This is a genomic window from Gramella sp. MAR_2010_147, assembly GCF_900105135.1.
GTDB lineage: Bacteria > Bacteroidota > Bacteroidia > Flavobacteriales > Flavobacteriaceae > Christiangramia.
Window position 1 is genome coordinate 2596419 of the sequence record NZ_LT629741.1, and the last position, 16697, is coordinate 2613115.

Genomic DNA, 16697 nt, shown 5'->3' on the forward strand with positions numbered 1-16697 from the left:
TGACTTTTTTCTTATTTTTAATTAAACCATCGGGACTTGAATGAGTCCTAATACTGTTATGAATAAAAGAGAAATAATTCTATCTGTTTTAGGTGTACTGCTTATCGTCTTCGCAGTTTTTGCAGCTAAGGCCATTATTGATAGTAAGGAGGAACCAAAGCCGAATCTTAAGAAGACCGTAAAAACGGTTTTTGTAGATACTATTCAAAATTCAACGATCTCTATCAACATTCCCGCAAATGGGAACCTGGTGGCTAAACGGCGGGTAGAACTTTATGCTGAAGTGCAGGGAGTATTCAGGTATAGCGCAAAATCTTTCAAACCCGGCCAGGCGTATAAACGTGGGCAAACCCTTTTAAAGATCGATGCATCTGAATATGAGGCAAGTGTTCAATCGGCAAAAAGCGACCTTTACAACCAAATTACCGCCATCATGCCCGATCTACGTATGGATTATCCGGAAATTTTTCCGAAGTGGCAGGAGTATTTGAATAGTTTTGATGTGAACAGTACTGTACCTCCTTTACCTGAACCCTCTAACGATAAGGAGCGCTATTTTATCAATGGCAGAGGGATTAATACGGCGTATTTTAATATTAAGAACTTAGAGCAACGTCTTGTTAAATATCGTATTTCAGCCCCTTTTGATGGAGTATTAACAGAAGCCCTTGTTACTGAAGGAACACTTATTAGAAACGGTCAGAAATTGGGAGAATTTATAGATCCTGATATTTATGAGCTTCAGGTCTCTATTGCTAAGGAATATGCCGATCTTTTAAGAGTTGACGAAAAGGTAAGTCTCACTAATAACAATGGAACTAAAACCTATACCGGAACGGTAAGTCGCATCAATGCTAAAATTGATCAGGCTACGCAAACGGTAAATGTTTTTATCGAAGTGAAAGATAGTACACTAAAGGAAGGCATGTATCTGCAAGCTAGCCTGGATGCAAAAGAGGAACAAAATGCCATTGAAATAGATCGAAGCCTTGTAAACGATAGAAACGAGATCTTTGCGGTAAACGATTCAATATTAAAGAGTATAGAGGTAAATCCCGTTTATTTTTCTGATAAAAAGGCAGTAATTAAAGGAGTTCCAGACGGTGAGGTGATCTTAACCAGGCAGGTTTCCGGAGCTTATAATGGAATGAGAGTAAGGATTGCTGAAGAAACCAGTAACGATAATCCAGATAACAATTTGGAAAACATCAGTCAATGAGAAAGGTCATCAGTTATTTTATCAAATATCATGTTGCGGTAAACATAATGATCATCGCGTTCGTGATATTTGGTGTTATCGGGATGTTGCGCATGCAATCTTCGTTCTTTCCTTTGATCGAATCTGAAATCATTAATATCAATATCGCATATCCCGGCGCAGCTCCTGAAGAGATAGAGGAAGGGATCGTTCTGAAAATCGAGGACAATCTCAAAGGATTGGTAGGTGTGGAACGGGTGACCTCCGTTTCCAGAGAAAATGGCGGGAGTATTACGGTAGAAATAGATTCTGATGAGGATATAGACGTGATGCTTTCCGAAGTTAAGAATGCGGTAGATCGTGTGCCTAACTTCCCAAGCGGCATGGAGCCTTTGGTGGTCGCCAAACAGGAAAATATCCGGGAAACTTTCGATTTTTTTGTTAGTGGAGAAGGAGTAGATCTGGCCACTTTAAAACAAATTGGCCGGCAGATAGAATACGATCTTCGTAACATGGATGGTCTTTCACAAATTGAACTATCCGGTTTTCCAGATGAGGAAATAGAGATCGCTGTTAATGAAAATGACCTGCTGGCATTCAATCTTACTTTTAGCGAAGTAGCGAGGGCAGTATCTCAAGCTAATATTCTTACTACAGGAGGTAGTATTAAAACCCAGGAAGAAGACTTTTTAATTCGTGCAGATAACAGATCTTATTACGGTAAAGAGCTAAATAAACTGGTGGTTAAATCCCAACCTGATGGGACAGTGGTTACTTTAGAGGATGTAGCCACCGTTAGAGACCGTTTTTCAGAAACCCCTAATGCTTCCTATATCAATGGACGGGTTGCTGTGAGCGTGAATATTTCAACTACGAATAATGAAGATTTGGTTTCCGCTGCTGAAAAAGTGCGGAACTATGTGGAGGAGTTCAATGAAAAAAACGATACGCTGCAAATTATTGTAGAGGACGATCGTAGTATTACACTTAATCAGAGAACACAGTTGCTCATTGAAAATGGAGCTGTCGGGATCCTGCTTGTGTTATTGTTTTTATCTTTTTTCCTGAATACGCGTTTGGCATTCTGGGTGGCCTTTGGTTTGCCTATTTCATTCCTTGGAATGTTTATTTTTGCCGGTTCTTTTGGGGTAACAATCAATGTTCTTTCTCTCTTTGGGATGATCATCGTGATTGGAATTCTGGTGGATGATGGTATAGTGATCTCAGAAAATATCTATCAGCATTACGAAAGAGGTAAAAAACCGGTACAGGCGGCAATAGATGGAACATTAGAAGTTGTGCCCCCAATCCTGTCTGCTATAATTACCACGGTACTTGCATTTTCTACCTTTTTATTCTTGGATAGCCGTATTGGGCAGTTCTTTGGCGAGGTGAGCACAGTGGTCATCCTTACGCTGGTAGTATCCTTAATAGAAGCGTTGATCATTTTACCAGCACATATTGCGCATTCTAAAGCCCTGGTAAGGGAATCTGAGGCAGAGAAAAAGAAGAAGAAGGGGCTGGCGAAATTTTTCCTGAAATTGAGGAAATTCAATGAATATGGAGATCGCTTTATGCAATATTTACGCGATAAACTCTATGAGCCGGTTGTACGTGCGACGGTTTCAAACCGTTTTTTAAGCCTTTCTATTTTAATCACTTTGTTTATTTTAACTATAGGCTCTGTGATGGGAGGGGTAGTGAATGTAACCTTATTTCCAAGTATCGCCAGTGACCGTGTAAGTATTGATCTACTGATGCCTGAAGGTACCAACCCAAGAAAGACAGATAGTATTATTTCTATGGTGGAAGATGCTGCCTGGCGGGTAAATGAAGACTTTACCGAGCGACAAACCGGTAATAAGCAAGTCGTAAAGAATATAGTAAGGAGAGTAGGCCCCGGAAATAATAAAGCTTCACTTCGTGTGAATTTGCTGCCGGGAGAAGAACGTGATTTTGGTTCTCCAGAAATCACCAATGCAATTAGGGATGAAGTAGGAGAAGTGTATGGCGTAGAGCGTTTAACTTTTGGTTCTGGCGGGAACTTTGGTGGAAAGCCGGTTTCAGTATCGTTACTGGGTAATAATTTAACTGAATTAGAACAGGCCAAAGTTGAACTAAAGTCGGCGATGGAGGAGAACCCGGTTTTGAAGGATGTAACCGATACAGATCCTGACGGGATTAAGGAAATTACTATAGACTTAAAGGAGAATGCCTATGCGTTGGGATTAAATTTAAGTGAAGTGATGAGCCAGGTGCGTGCAGGATTTTTTGGACTTCAGGCACAACGTTTCCAGCGTGGACAGGATGAGATTCGCGTCTGGGTACGATATGATCGCAGTAACCGGGAGTCTATTAATGACCTTGACGATATGCGAATCGTTACACCAGACGGTAATAGGGTGCCATTTGGCGAAATTGCCAGTTATAATATTAGACGAGGAACAGAATCTATTAGTCACCTGGAAGGTTTACGTGAGATAAGGGTGGAGGCCGATATGGAAGATCCCGATGCCAGCGCCACCGATGCTATTGCCAATATAGATGGAAATATTTTACCAGATATTTTATCTAAATATCCAAGTGTTTCGGTGTCTTACGAAGGCCAGAACAGGGAGGCAGAAAAATTGACCAAATCTGCGCAAAAGGTGTTTCCGGTCATTCTTTTCTTAATTTATGCAGTTATTGCCTTTACTTTTAGAAGTTATAGTCAGCCATTCTTATTGATGTTGATGATCCCATTCAGCATTATAGGAGTTGCTTGGGGACATTTCATACATGGATTTCCGGTAAATATCCTGTCACTTTTAGGGATCATTGCTTTAATTGGAATTATGGTGAACGACGGACTGGTGCTCATAGGTAAATTTAATACCTACCTTCGGGATGGTGTGAAATTTGAAAAAGCGCTGATTGAAGCGGGCAAATCACGTTTTAGAGCTATTTTCCTGACCTCATTGACTACCATTGCTGGTATTGCACCCCTTTTACTGGAGAAAAGCCGACAAGCCCAGTTCTTAAAACCTATGGCAATCTCTATTGCCTATGGTATTTTTATAGCCACGTTTCTTACGTTACTGATATTGCCATTGTTGTTGTCAATAACCAATTCAGTTAAGACGCAGGCAAAATGGCTAAAAACAGGTGAAAGTGTGAGTAGAGAATCTGTTGAACGTGTTATTAGGGAACAAAATGAAGAAGAAAAACGTCAAAATGAAATCGAGGAAGCAAATGGAAATGACAGTTCACAGAAAAGCAAACTTCAACCTCAAGATAAATAAGTTTTAATGAGATTAATATCATCAATTTTATATTTTTCGGTCATTTTGTTTAGTAGTGTTGGTTGTTTTGCACAAGAGATACTTGATAAAGAGGAGGTTATTTCCCGAATGTTAGAGAATAATTTTGATATCCGATTATCAGAAAATGAAGTTGAAATTGCTGAAAATAATCAGAGTATTTGGAATTCTGGATATTTGCCATCGCTAACAGGGCTTGCCGGCGCAGATTATGATTTGAACGACAGGCTTACAGAACCTAATAATGGAGAGATTGTAGATCAGCAAGGTATTGAAAGTAACCGGTATAACGCGTCAATCAACCTTGGGTATACACTTTTTGATGGTTTGGGAAGGTATTACAACTTTAAAAGCCTGAAAGAGCAGTATGACCTGTCCAGGCTTCAGGCTAGGGAAACCATCGAGAACTCTATTCTACAAGTTATGAGTGTTTATTATGAAATAGCACGACTTACAGAAAATATTGGTGTTCTTGAAGAAACCCTGGAAATCTCTAAGAACAGGGTTACCAGAGCCCAGTACCAATTTGAATACGGCCAGGCCAATAACCTTGTAGTTTTAAATGCCAGAGTAGACGTAAATAATGATAGCATAGCAGTACTGGAAACAGAACAGCAACTAAAAAATACCAAGAGGGACCTTAATGTTTTGTTGAATCGCGAAATTAACGCCAATCAGTTTGAAGTGGATACCACGGTAAACTTTGTTAACGAACTTGAATTGGACAGCTTTATAGAAACAGCAGAAGCGAACAATGTTTCACTGCTTCAAATAGATCAAAACCTGGAAATAAGCGAATATGATATTAAGATTAGTAAATCTGGATATCTCCCCACTGTTGATCTAACAGGTTCTTATGGTTGGAATAGAAACCGTAGCGCTGCAACTGCATTCTTTCCGGGGTCTACTACTACAACCGACGGATTTGCAGCAGGAGTGAATCTTAGATGGGATATTTTTGATGGTGGAACAACTAATGTACAAATCAAGAACTCGAAGATAAGGTACCAAAGTCAGGAACTTCGTAAAAAACAGCTGGAAAGCGAGGTAAGAAGGGATATCGCGAATGCGCTAGGGGATTATGAAAATAAGCTCTATATTTTATCTGTTCAGGAGGAGAATGTAAAAACTAACCTTGATAACTTTAATAGATCTGAAGAACAGTATAAGCTTGGTAGAATAACATCTATTGAGTTTCGGCAGGCACAAATAAATCTTATTGATGCAAAGACCAGTCTCAATCTTGCAAAATATGACGCAAAACTTTCAGAATTACAACTTCTTCAGTTAACCGGACAATTATTGAATGTAGAACTTTAGACTATGTACGAGCATTTTTTTCAATGTCCATATTGCTGGGAAGAAGTATCAGTATTGTTGGATCCTTCTGTATCCACACAAACTTATATTGAAGATTGCGAAGTATGCTGCCGTCCTATTGAATTTCAAATAGCCTTTGAAGAAAATGAACTGGTGGAGTTCCAGGCTTCAGATATTGAGCAATAAAAATTTTGCTACAAGAGAATCTGTTGAAATAATTAGTTAGCTTTACTACAACTTCTATAAAACTAACATGTTATCAACTTTCGATCTTGCCGGCCATGTGATTGGATTAATAGTAGACCGGGATCTTACCAATGAAACCCTTGATAAAATAATAGCTGAAATTCAGTTGAAACTTGAAATTCATGACAAGGTAAATGTCTTTATTGAGCTAGAAAAAGGCAGACATATTACATTTTTCGCATTATTGAAAGGAATAAAATTCAAGTATTCTAACTCAGAGCATTTTGATAAAATAGCTATTGTAACAGATAGTCTCTGGTTTCAAAACGCTGTAAACGTGTCAGATATTTTCCTTGATGTGGAAGTGAAGACCTATGACCTTAAGGAACGTCTGGATGCCATTCAATGGATTTCATTATAATTTCTCTAAAAAGTTTGGTAGATATCTAAAAATGATAGTATATTTGCCGTCCAATATCGCGGGATAGAGCAGTAGGTAGCTCGTCGGGCTCATAACCCGAAGGTCACTGGTTCGAGTCCAGTTCCCGCTACTAAATTCAAAGCCATTCATATCGAATGGCTTTTTTTATTCAGGGCAGAACATAAAAAAACCGACAATTAAGTCGGTTTTTCTTTACTTCAACTATTCATTTACTTTTCAGTATAGCCAAACCTCTGTCCAGCAACAGATACTCCAACCATCGCTCCTGCTTTGGGCATAGTAGCGACTGCAATACCATCATTAAATTTGATAGTTTTAGATTTTCCTTTTTCTATGATTACAGCGGTAGCGTTTCCAGAAAGTTCATACTCACCATCTTTAAAGTCATCCAGGTCATCTTTAGTTTCAAAAAACAAAACTTCTCTATAGGCTTTTCCACCAACCTGAAGACCAACATCTACCTGTTTTAAATTAGAATAGCCTATCATTGTTCCGTTTTCATAAACAACACCGTTCCCGGATGCACCTCCAATGATATAAGCTCCTTTCCCAACATTCGGGAAAATGGCGTATCCTGCCGATGTGTTGAATAATTCTTCAATATTGCCATCAGCCTGCATCATAGCTGCTTTAGCATCTCTGGAATCGCTTATAAGTGCATCAACGTCTCCGCTACCACTTTTTCCGGGCCCACAACTTATAAGAGTAATAAAAATTGCTACTAGACCTAATCTGCTTAAATTCTTCATAATATTTTTTATTTTTTTGGTTAGTTTAAATGTAATTGATGCAATGTATCTTATCTGTTAACCGGATGTTATTTAGTATTTTTTTAAGCAACTTACTAAGAGCGTGTTAACTAAATCGCAGCCTCTAAATGAAAATCAATCTGATCTTTAGTATAGAAAATTTTCAAATTTCTGTGTATAAAAAAGGTGATGAACTCATTTATCATTGTGAGTTCATCACCTTTAGTATTATTACTTGCTATTAATTAAAAGGTCTTTTCGAGGGAGACAAGTATATTAAAGATTCTGCATGTTAATTAGAAGTCAAAACGTTGAGGACCCCCACGTCTAATTTCTTCACTTGCATAAGATTCAAACTTCTCAAAATTCTTTCTAAATGCATTTGAAAGTTTAAAAGCTGCTTTGTAGTAGGCATCATCATTATTCCAAGTCGCCCTTGGGCTTAGCACCTTGTCTGGTACTCCTGGACAGGATCTTGGTTGTGCAACTCCAAAAACGGAATGAATATGATACTTTTCATAAGAATACCTTTTATCAAGTGCTCCATCTAGAATAGCATTTACCATGGCCCTGGTATATTTTAATTGAATTCTGGAACCAACGCCATAAGCACCACCGGTCCATCCGGTATTAATAAGCCAGACATTTGCCCCGCTTTTTGATATTTTTTCACTTAGCATTTCAGCATAAGCTGTTGGGTGCAAAGGCATAAAAGGAGCTCCGAAACAAGCGGAAAATGAAGGCACAGGCTCATCTATTCCAGCTTCAGTACCTGCAATTTTAGATGTATAACCTGAAATAAAATGATAAGCTGCCTGGTGAGCAGTTAGTTTAGATACAGGGGGTAGTACACCAAAAGCATCTGCCGTGAGAAAAAATATATTCTCTGGATTTTCTCCAACAGATGGAATTTGAATATTATCAATATGATGAATAGGATAACTTACCCTTGTATTTTGAGTAATGGAAGTGTCTGCGAAATCTACCTCTCCATTCTTAATAACAACGTTTTCAAGTAAAGATCCTTTGCGAATGGCATTATAAATATCAGGCTCAGATTCTTTATTAAGATTGATCACTTTCGCATAGCAGCCACCTTCAAAATTGAAGATTTTATCTTCAGGTGTCCAGCCATGTTCATCATCTCCAATTAGTTTTCTATTGGGATCTGCAGATAGAGTTGTTTTGCCCGTACCGGAAAGTCCAAAAAAGATGGCTGTATCATTATTCTTACCCATATTAGCTGAACAATGCATTGGTAAAACATCATGTTCTGTTGGAAGGATAAAATTTAGTGCCGAAAAGATTCCTTTTTTAATCTCGCCCGTATAACCCGTACCTCCAATAAGAACCGTTTTTTCTGAAAAGCATAAGATAGCAAAATTGCCCTGTCTGGTTCCGTGAACTTCAGGATCTGCCATAAATCCCGGGGCATCTATCACAGTCCAGTCTTTTACAAAATTTTCTAGCTCATCTTCTTCTGGCCTTATAAACATATTATATGCAAAAAGATTAGACCAGGAATACTCAGTGATCACTTCCAGGTTTAACTGGTATTTATCCAGAGCTCCCGCGTGGGCGAATCTGGTATAGATCTCTTTGTCTTCAAGATACGCAAGCACCTCTTTTTTTAACCTAGAATATTTCTCAAATGAGATGGGTATATTAATGTCGCCCCAATGTACTTTGTCAATAGTCTGAGTTTCTTCAACTATAAACCGATCTTTAGGGGATCTACCAGTAAATTCACCTGTGTTTATTGCGATACTGCCAGAATTAGTCATTTGGCCTTCCTTTTGATCTTTGATAATATTAATTAAATCAGAAGGAGATAACTGATGATGAGAACGTTTAGCGTCGTTGTAAGGTTTCATAATTCTGCTTGGTTATTATTGATATCTTAGCAATGTGGGTAAAAATTTATTAATAAGTGCTATTTTACGGGATTTTATCAAATTTTATTGATTTTTACGATAAAATTAAGACTAAATCTACTGAGATAACATTAAATCGAGACTTTGTAAAAGTTATAATAAATAGATTCATTCCAATTTATCATCGATCTTTATTAATCGTAAATTACCTGAACAACTTATTTTAAGCCAGTCACATATGAAAATTAGATTCCTGTTCTTTCACCTATTAGTATTTATGTTTATTATTTCTGGTAATGCCCAGAGCGAAGTCTCATCAAAAGCATTGATGGGAGCTACTATCTTTGACGGCAATGGAAAAAGTATCCAGAATGGTGTCATTATTATAGAAGGAAATAGAATAAGGAGTATTGGGGATGCTGGAATGGAAATACCTCAGGATTCCCAAATTATAGATGTTTCAGGAAAATATATAATGCCTGGGTTGGTGGACGCACACATGCATTTTTTTCAGACTGGTTTTTTCGATTCCCGGCCAGATGCGGCAGATCTAAGGGATACTATTCCGTTGGAAAATGTAGTAGAATACCAGAAAAATAATCCAGAGCGATATTATCAGTCTTATTTACGTTCTGGAATTACCGGTGTATATGATGTAGGAGATTATTTATGGACTCTCAAATTTCAGGAGGAAAATGATAACAATCCGTTAGCTCCACATACGGCATCGGCGGGACCACTTATCACTCCTGCTCCTGAGCAAATGATCGGGATATTTACTGTTAATGGCGAAAGCACATTTACTCATCTGGGGTCTGAAGAGCAGGGCAGGGATGCTGTTATAAAAAATTCAAATGCAGGAACTACAGGGATTAAGGTTTGGGGATTTAGTCCTAATGATCCCGAGTTCGTTACGGATATTCATGCAGTAGCCGATGAGATCAAAAATCAGAATAATAAATTAATAGCGCATGCAACAAATCTTTCGGAGGCTAAAATGGCTATGGAGTTGGGTGCCAAACTTTTGGTGCATAGCGTAACTGATACTTTGATAGATAAAGAATTTCTTGAGCTAATGAAGAAGAACAATACGTTCTATAACCCAACCATCACTGTGGGAAGAGGTTATTACCATACTTATAAAGCTTTGCTGGGTGAAAGTTTTAAGTTGAATGATCCAAACCGGGTTGTAGATTCAAAAACCAGGAAACTGTTAGAAAATGCTTCAGATTTTAAAAAATTTCTGGGAGACACACGTGCGAAAACTTTAAAAAGTAGGCTTCCAATGATCGATGAGCGACTTAGAAAGGAGACAGAAAACATCATGCTAAATCTCAAAAGAGTTTACGATGAGGGTGGAGTTATTGTAGTGGGCACAGATGCAGGTAACCCTGGGACACTTCATGGGATATCTTATTATGATGAAATTGAAGCAATGCAGGAAGCTGGAATTCCTGCACGGGATCTTATTGTAATGGCCACTAAAAACGGGGCTATGGCCATGGAGAGATTAAAAGATTTTGGAACCTTGGAAACCGGAAAGATCGCAGATCTAATTGTTTTAGAAAAAGATCCATCAAAAGATATTTCAAACCTTAGATCTATTTCTCATGTAATGAGAGAAGGAATTCTTAGAGATGTTCAGGATGCTGAAGATTTCAGAAATTAGTCAGAATAGCTTTACATATGGAATACTCACATAACCAGTTTGTTGGCATGTTAATATAACGAATAATGCTAATAATTAATTTATTAGAGTTAATAGGGATCAAGGATATAAAATATATTTGAAATAGAATTTAGTTAAAAATAAAAGGGGCTCGATTTTGTAGGGAAATCGGTCCCTTTTTTCATTTGATGAAGTAATAAGAAGGCCGCCAGGTTTTGGCTGGGATAGGTTTTTTCTTTGATGAAAGCTTCAATTTAAGCTTTTAGAATATTTCAGAATTTTTGCCTTTTGTCACTTCAAATTATAATTATCTATTAAAATTCGCTTCCCATTCTGCTTATGTAAATGTTTTATTTACCTTACTTAAAAGCAATATTAAAGAGTAGCATGCAGAAGATGGAAAACACCGAAAAAATTTCAGATACTAACGTAAATGTTACCATTCCGGTAAAGATTGGATATCCTGTATTGGATAAATTTCTTCAGTCTAAAATGATAGGCGAGATTATTAGTAAGGAAGGGGCCGACGGCGAAAAATCTAATTATGCACAGATCCTTAATGTTTCCATTGGAAGAAGCGACAAAGAGGGTTTTGATTTTTGTCTTGATGTTAATCTACAAACGCTAACCAATCTGTTTAAGAATAAACAGGTAAGAGTCTTTTTTCATGCTAAATTGGAGCTCCATAAAGAAGAACAAAGGATCGCTCTTAAAGATTATAAAATTGATGGAAAAACAAAGAACTGGATTGCAGATCAGCTCCTGGAAACTGTGGTGAATAAGTGGATGTATGACAAGCTTAAACGAAAAATGAATTTTGACTTTTTGCCACATATACAGGAACATATAAAATCTTTAAATGAAAAACTGGAAAATAAGCTTGAAGCCAAGGAGGGTATTCATCTAATAGGTTCGTTAGAGAACATGCAATTATCTAATCTCAAAGCTGGAGAAGAAGATCTTTGGGTTTCCATCACCGTAAAAGGAACCGGGATTATTGAACTTACCAAACTGGATTTTTAAATATGCAGATTAATCATTTTATAGATCATACCTTATTGGCGGCTCATGCGACAACAGCAGAGATAGAACAACTATGTGCTGAGGCTGTGCAGTATAAATTCAAAGCGGTTTGTGTGAACAGTTCCAGGATAAAATTAGCCCGGAAAGCACTAATCACATCTGATATAAAGCTTGCAGCGACTGTAGGCTTCCCTTTAGGTGCCTGTTCTACGTTCACAAAGATAACCGAAGCCGTGCAATGTGTAGAAGATGGCGCTGATGAAATTGATATGGTGATGAACGTTGGGCTTTTTAAAGATGGAGAATATGGAAAAGTTCTGGAGGAGATCACTGCCATTAAAAAGGCGATAGGCAATAAAGTTTTAAAAGTAATTATAGAAACCTGTTATCTAACTAAGGAAGAAATCATGAAAGCCTGTGAACTGGCAGTGGAAGCGAAAGCAGGTTTTGTAAAGACATCTACTGGTTTTGGAAGCCGGGGTGCCAGCGTAAATGATATTAAGCTTATGAAAGAAGCGATAGGTAATAAGATCAAGATCAAAGCCTCCGGAGGGATAAAAGATATACAAACCGCAAAAGATTATATAGCTCTTGGAGTTGATAGAATTGGAACCTCTTCGGGTATCAGGATTGTAACAGGAGATTCGGCTTCCTAAAGTTTATTTATTAAAATAAATCTGGAATATAGGGGAAATCCCGTATTTCTCGTCTGCTTTTATTTAGCTGTTGGAAATAATAAATAATGGTCGTAAATTTATATGTTGTTAATCGGTAAAACGATAACACGAAGGCTAACTTGATATGCGTTTGTATATTATGGTTAGCCTTTTTTAATTGTTTGTTGCTTTTATTTTTATTCAGTTCCCCGCTTTTGCTTTCTCAAAAGGTTGGAACTGTTTCTTCACTATTTTGTCTGAAAATTCTTTCTTCTTATTGTTAATATCGTCTTAATAAATTAGTTCTAAAACTTTATGAAACAGAGCTTTGCAAATCTTATAATTCCTAAATTATCCCTGTTTACATCAACTAAAATTTGAGATTTGGGGCATTTTAAATTGAGATTTCTGTACTCCTTTTTATTTATTCTGGGGATCACCGGTACGAGTATCGGGCAGACAACAAATTCAGTTCAAAGGGTTAAAGCAATAGACCCGTTCATTAAGGCTGAAGAAGTACACATTCAACAGGATCTTGGAGATAATCTCTGGATTACGACTCCTGTTAAGGTAATGGCGTACAATTCAATCGAAACCAAAGATTTTAATAAATTCAAGGGTATTCCAAAGGCAATTGGAACAGAATTTATTGAAACGTATACCGATTCAGAAAATAAAATCTGGCTATCGGGTAATCAGGGCCTGGCAGTTTTTAATGCAGCAAAAAATGAATTTCATTTCGTGAGCAGCATTACAGGAAGGATCTATAAAATGATTGAAGACTCTGGTAACCAATTATGGGTGGCTGCAGAGAACGGTGTTTTCAAGCTGAATATCGATTCTGAAAAGCCTGACTTTGGGATTTCCCGTTTTCTTTCAGAAAACACGATTGCTTCAGATATTGTTCTATTTAACGATAATATTGTTTTTGCGGGACCTAACGGTGTTCTTAAAATTAACAGGCGTTCGGGTAAATTCAAAAAACTGGATATGGGATATTACCATGATCTTCATATTTCAAGCGCCCTTCCTCTAAATGATAAAATAATCTTCGGAACTAAAAAGAGTGGAATTTTTAAAACAGATGCTGACTTTAAGAATGTTCAAAAAATTTATTCATTACCCTATGCACTTTCAAAAGAGGAGATCACCGATCTTCAGAAATTTGACGATGAAATAATAGTTTCTACAAATGGATCGGGAATCTTTAGGCTTAATGATGATCTAAAGATTGTAGGTAAAAAAGACAGCTCCTATCCAGATAATATTTATAAAATTCATCTCAATGATCAAAATCTATTGTGGATGGTATCTAAAGAGGGGCTTTACCTTCAAAATTTTTCAGGATTTGCTATAGACAAGCTTAAGAACGATCCTTCGGTATATTCCAGTCTCGCAAATAATTTTGTAACAGCGGCGCAAACAGATGCTCATGGTCAGGTTTGGTTTGGAACGGGGAAAGGTTTAAGTATATGGAATCCTAATACGAATCGCTGGAGACATATTCAAAATCTAAATTATAACCGACAGTTGAATAAGCCAGATAATATCACAGATATAGTGGCGGTTGAAGATTATATCTGGGTAGGTACTGCAGATGATGGAGTTTATAAGATCAATATAAATACGTTATTACGCGCGCATTATTCTGTGGATGCGCTGTATAAAATAAAAATACAGACAGCAAATACACTTTTTGCTGATGCAAAAAAGAATGTATGGATAGGCGGGGAAGACGGTTACCTTGCAATGATCAAACCTAATAATGAGATTAAGACTTATCCCATTAAAGGGGTAAAGGCGATTGCTGAATTAGGTCCTAAAAAGATGATTATCGCCACGAAATCCCGGGTGCATTCTCTGGATCCCTATTCCGGACGTATTACCGATCTGGAAACTCTAACTGCCAATGAAGACTTTTTATACTATTCTATAAACGACCTGAAAATAACCAGGGAAGGTCTTGGTTTATTTGCTACAGAAGGTGCGGGACTTTTGATCTATGATTTTGAAAATAAAAAATTAAAGCTGTTCAATGAGGAATCTGGATTACCTTCTAACAATATAACCGCATTGGGAAGTGATCTGGAGGAAGGTTTATGGATAGCATCAGATAAGGGCCTTTCTTTTTATGATCCCGATAGAGAGTCTGTAAAAGTGTTTTCAGAGTTTAACGGGTTAACCACGAATGAGCTTACCTCAGCCTTTACGAGGCTTGAAAATGGATCGCTGGTAATAGGAAGTTCTAATGGGATCAATATTTTTAAACCAAAGTCCATGCTGGCTCAACAGGAATTTAAACCTGTCCTGAAATTAAAGAAAATGAGTCTTCCTTCAGAAAAGGATGAAAAAAAAGCAAATATCCAGCTTGAGGGTAATGAGCTGGTAGAAATTGATGAAACAAAAGGTTTTAGAATAGAGTTTGTAGGGATTTCGCATCTAGCACCTGAGTCTATTTTATATTCCTGGAAAATGGAGGGTCTGGAAGATGAATGGAGTAAGCCGTCACAGGTAAATACCGCGAGCTATTCAAATCTTGGTCCTGGTAATTATACTTTTAAGGTTCGCGCCAGGCTTGGTAATGCAACCTGGACAGTACCACAGGACCTGAAAATAAATGTCGTGGCGGTTGGAGGAGCTATAAGCAGCGTTTATTTGTTTATGGGGGTAAGCATACTAGCGATGGTCGCGATCTTTGTTTTTGTGTTTATAAAGCGATCAAAGAATGCCGATCTACTGGCAAAAGAAGAACTTAGGGATCAGCTTCAAAAAGAATTTAAACAACCTGTTGAGAGCGCTGTTAAATCCCTGAGCAAGATTTCATCTTCTGCTGAAGCGGGGAATACGGAAGACCTTCAGCGTTATGCTGCCAGGTTCGATGAGTTGTTTAACCAGATACTTAATTTTAATTATCAGGAATCGGTTTATGAGATATCTAAGATCACAATAAAATCCCATCTTCCGCAGGCTATAAAAGATATTGAGCCAGTATATAGGATGAAAGATCTGGAACTCATCATCAATGATCAATGGGGCGATTCAGAATTCTATTACAATACTGAAATGCTGGATAAGATCTTTTTCAGTCTGATTTCAGGTAGTGCCGGATACTCATTTAAAGAAGGAAAACTTATAGTGAATCTTATTCAAACCAGCGTTGGGGATCTTAAATTACAAATTACCGATAACGGAAGGGGAATGCCGGACCATGATATTAAAGTGATTGAAAAGAAAAAATCGCTGAACCCTAATAGAAAGTTTCGTGACAAGAGTGGTTTGCGATATATTTTAAAAGCTCAGGATATAATAGGAAAGGCGGGAGGAAGCTTCAGTTATGAAACTGAGAAAAATGAAGGTTCAACTTTTACTGCAGTTCTAAAGAATAAAAAAGAAGATTACCGAAAAGTACCTGAAAGGGCCGCAGCTATTTTTAAAGCTGAAAAATCTAAGACAAATTCAAAAGCTGAAGTCCCAACAGAGCTTAAGAGTTTAAGTGAAAGCAGGATTCTAATTATCGAGAATGAGGTAGAAACACGTAATTTACTCGTAAATAGCATTGGGAAATACTGCCAGATCTATCAGGCTGGTACGGCGGAAGAAGGAATTGAGAAGGCCGGAATGATCTTTCCAGATATTATTATTTCGGGCTTGGTCTTACCAGATATGAACGCTTTTCAACTTTCAAAAATTTTGAAAAGAAATATAGGTTTAAATCATATCAATATCTTGTTGGTAGCAGATGAGGAGCAGGTTTTTGGAGATGATCAACTGGATGAGATGATAGAACTTGTTAGAAAACCAATTGATTTAAATATGTTACTTTCCCGAATCACCAGGATTCTTACCTGGCAGAAAGATTTGAGAAACTCTTATGTGAGGTCTCACCTGGAAGCCGTTGAGGTAAAATTCAGAAATGAGGGTGACGAAAAATTTATCACCAATCTTAGCGATATTGTGGTGCAGCACATTAGAGATGACAACTTTTCGGTTCATGATCTTAGTGCGGCTCTAGGAGTATCCAGCAATACTCTTTTTATGAAGCTTAAGAGCCTGGTAAACCTTTCCCCACTGGATTTTATGGAGTTTACAAGGCTTAATTATGCCAGGGATCTTATGGAGCATACAGATATGAATATTATGGAAGTAGCTTATAAATCTGGCTTTTCAAGTCCTAAGCTTTTCTACAGCTCCTTTAAAAGGTTTTATGGATATAGTCTTACCGACGCCATCGAGGATAAGTCTATTGACTAGCCTTCTTTTAGAATTGCAAAATAAAGCTGT

At 37.5% G+C, this 16697-nt stretch carries 11 protein-coding genes and 1 tRNA gene; 10 read left to right on the forward strand and 2 right to left on the reverse strand.

The genetic code is table 11. From position 1 onward, the window contains the following. Nucleotides 1-40: 40 nt before the first annotated feature. The 6 genes from BLT95_RS11785 to BLT95_RS11810 all read left to right on the forward strand — a co-directional run bounded on the left by BLT95_RS11785 (nt 41) and on the right by BLT95_RS11810 (nt 6554). A complete protein-coding gene (locus BLT95_RS11785) occupies nt 41-1219 on the forward strand; it encodes an efflux RND transporter periplasmic adaptor subunit (RefSeq protein WP_231896363.1) in 1179 nt (392 codons plus the stop codon). Next, on the forward strand, nt 1216-4479 hold the full coding sequence (locus BLT95_RS11790; RefSeq protein ID WP_089666374.1) for an efflux RND transporter permease subunit: 3264 nt from the start codon (nt 1216-1218) through the stop codon (nt 4477-4479). Before BLT95_RS11785 ends, BLT95_RS11790 begins: the two co-directional genes overlap by 4 nt. Nucleotides 4480-4485: 6 nt before the next feature. Then, nucleotides 4486-5817, forward strand: coding sequence for a TolC family protein (locus BLT95_RS11795; protein ID WP_089666375.1), 1332 nt, complete (start codon nt 4486-4488; stop codon nt 5815-5817). A 3-nt stretch (nt 5818-5820) separates the two neighbouring features. Beyond that, entirely contained in the window at nt 5821-6003 is a 183-nt protein-coding gene (locus tag BLT95_RS11800) for a CPXCG motif-containing cysteine-rich protein (RefSeq protein WP_089666376.1), read from the forward strand. A 67-nt stretch (nt 6004-6070) separates the two neighbouring features. Then, on the forward strand, nt 6071-6424 hold the full coding sequence (locus BLT95_RS11805) for an STAS/SEC14 domain-containing protein (protein WP_089666377.1): 354 nt from the start codon (nt 6071-6073) through the stop codon (nt 6422-6424). 57 nt (nt 6425-6481) lie between these two features. Further along, nucleotides 6482-6554: transfer RNA gene (locus tag BLT95_RS11810), tRNA-Met, on the forward strand. Between the two features lie 100 nt (nt 6555-6654). On the opposite strand, the gene BLT95_RS11815 is transcribed toward BLT95_RS11810, so the two are convergent. Beyond that, nucleotides 6655-7194 carry a lipid-binding SYLF domain-containing protein gene (locus BLT95_RS11815; RefSeq protein WP_089666378.1) on the reverse strand — a complete coding sequence of 180 codons (540 nt, stop codon included), beginning with the start codon at nt 7192-7194 and terminating at the stop codon, nt 6655-6657. 296 nt (nt 7195-7490) lie between these two features. Beyond that, complete coding sequence (gene pckA / locus BLT95_RS11820; protein WP_089666379.1) at nt 7491-9068, reverse strand: phosphoenolpyruvate carboxykinase (ATP); 1578 nt, start codon at nt 9066-9068, stop codon at nt 7491-7493. A gap of 238 nt (nt 9069-9306) precedes the next feature. On the opposite strand from pckA, the gene BLT95_RS11825 reads away from it, so the two are divergent. The 4 genes from BLT95_RS11825 (at nt 9307) to BLT95_RS11840 (ending at nt 16667) form a co-directional block, all read left to right on the forward strand. After that, complete coding sequence (locus BLT95_RS11825) at nt 9307-10737, forward strand: amidohydrolase family protein (RefSeq protein WP_089666380.1); 1431 nt, start codon at nt 9307-9309, stop codon at nt 10735-10737. A gap of 396 nt (nt 10738-11133) precedes the next feature. Further along, complete coding sequence (locus BLT95_RS11830) at nt 11134-11760, forward strand: DUF4403 family protein (RefSeq protein ID WP_231896364.1); 627 nt, start codon at nt 11134-11136, stop codon at nt 11758-11760. A gap of 2 nt (nt 11761-11762) precedes the next feature. Continuing rightward, a complete protein-coding gene (gene deoC, locus BLT95_RS11835) occupies nt 11763-12416 on the forward strand; it encodes a deoxyribose-phosphate aldolase (RefSeq protein ID WP_089666382.1) in 654 nt (217 codons plus the stop codon). 384 nt (nt 12417-12800) lie between these two features. Next, nucleotides 12801-16667 (forward strand): helix-turn-helix domain-containing protein, encoded by a 3867-nt coding sequence (locus BLT95_RS11840; protein WP_157718055.1) that lies wholly within the window; start codon nt 12801-12803, stop codon nt 16665-16667. Nucleotides 16668-16697 lie beyond the last annotated feature (30 nt).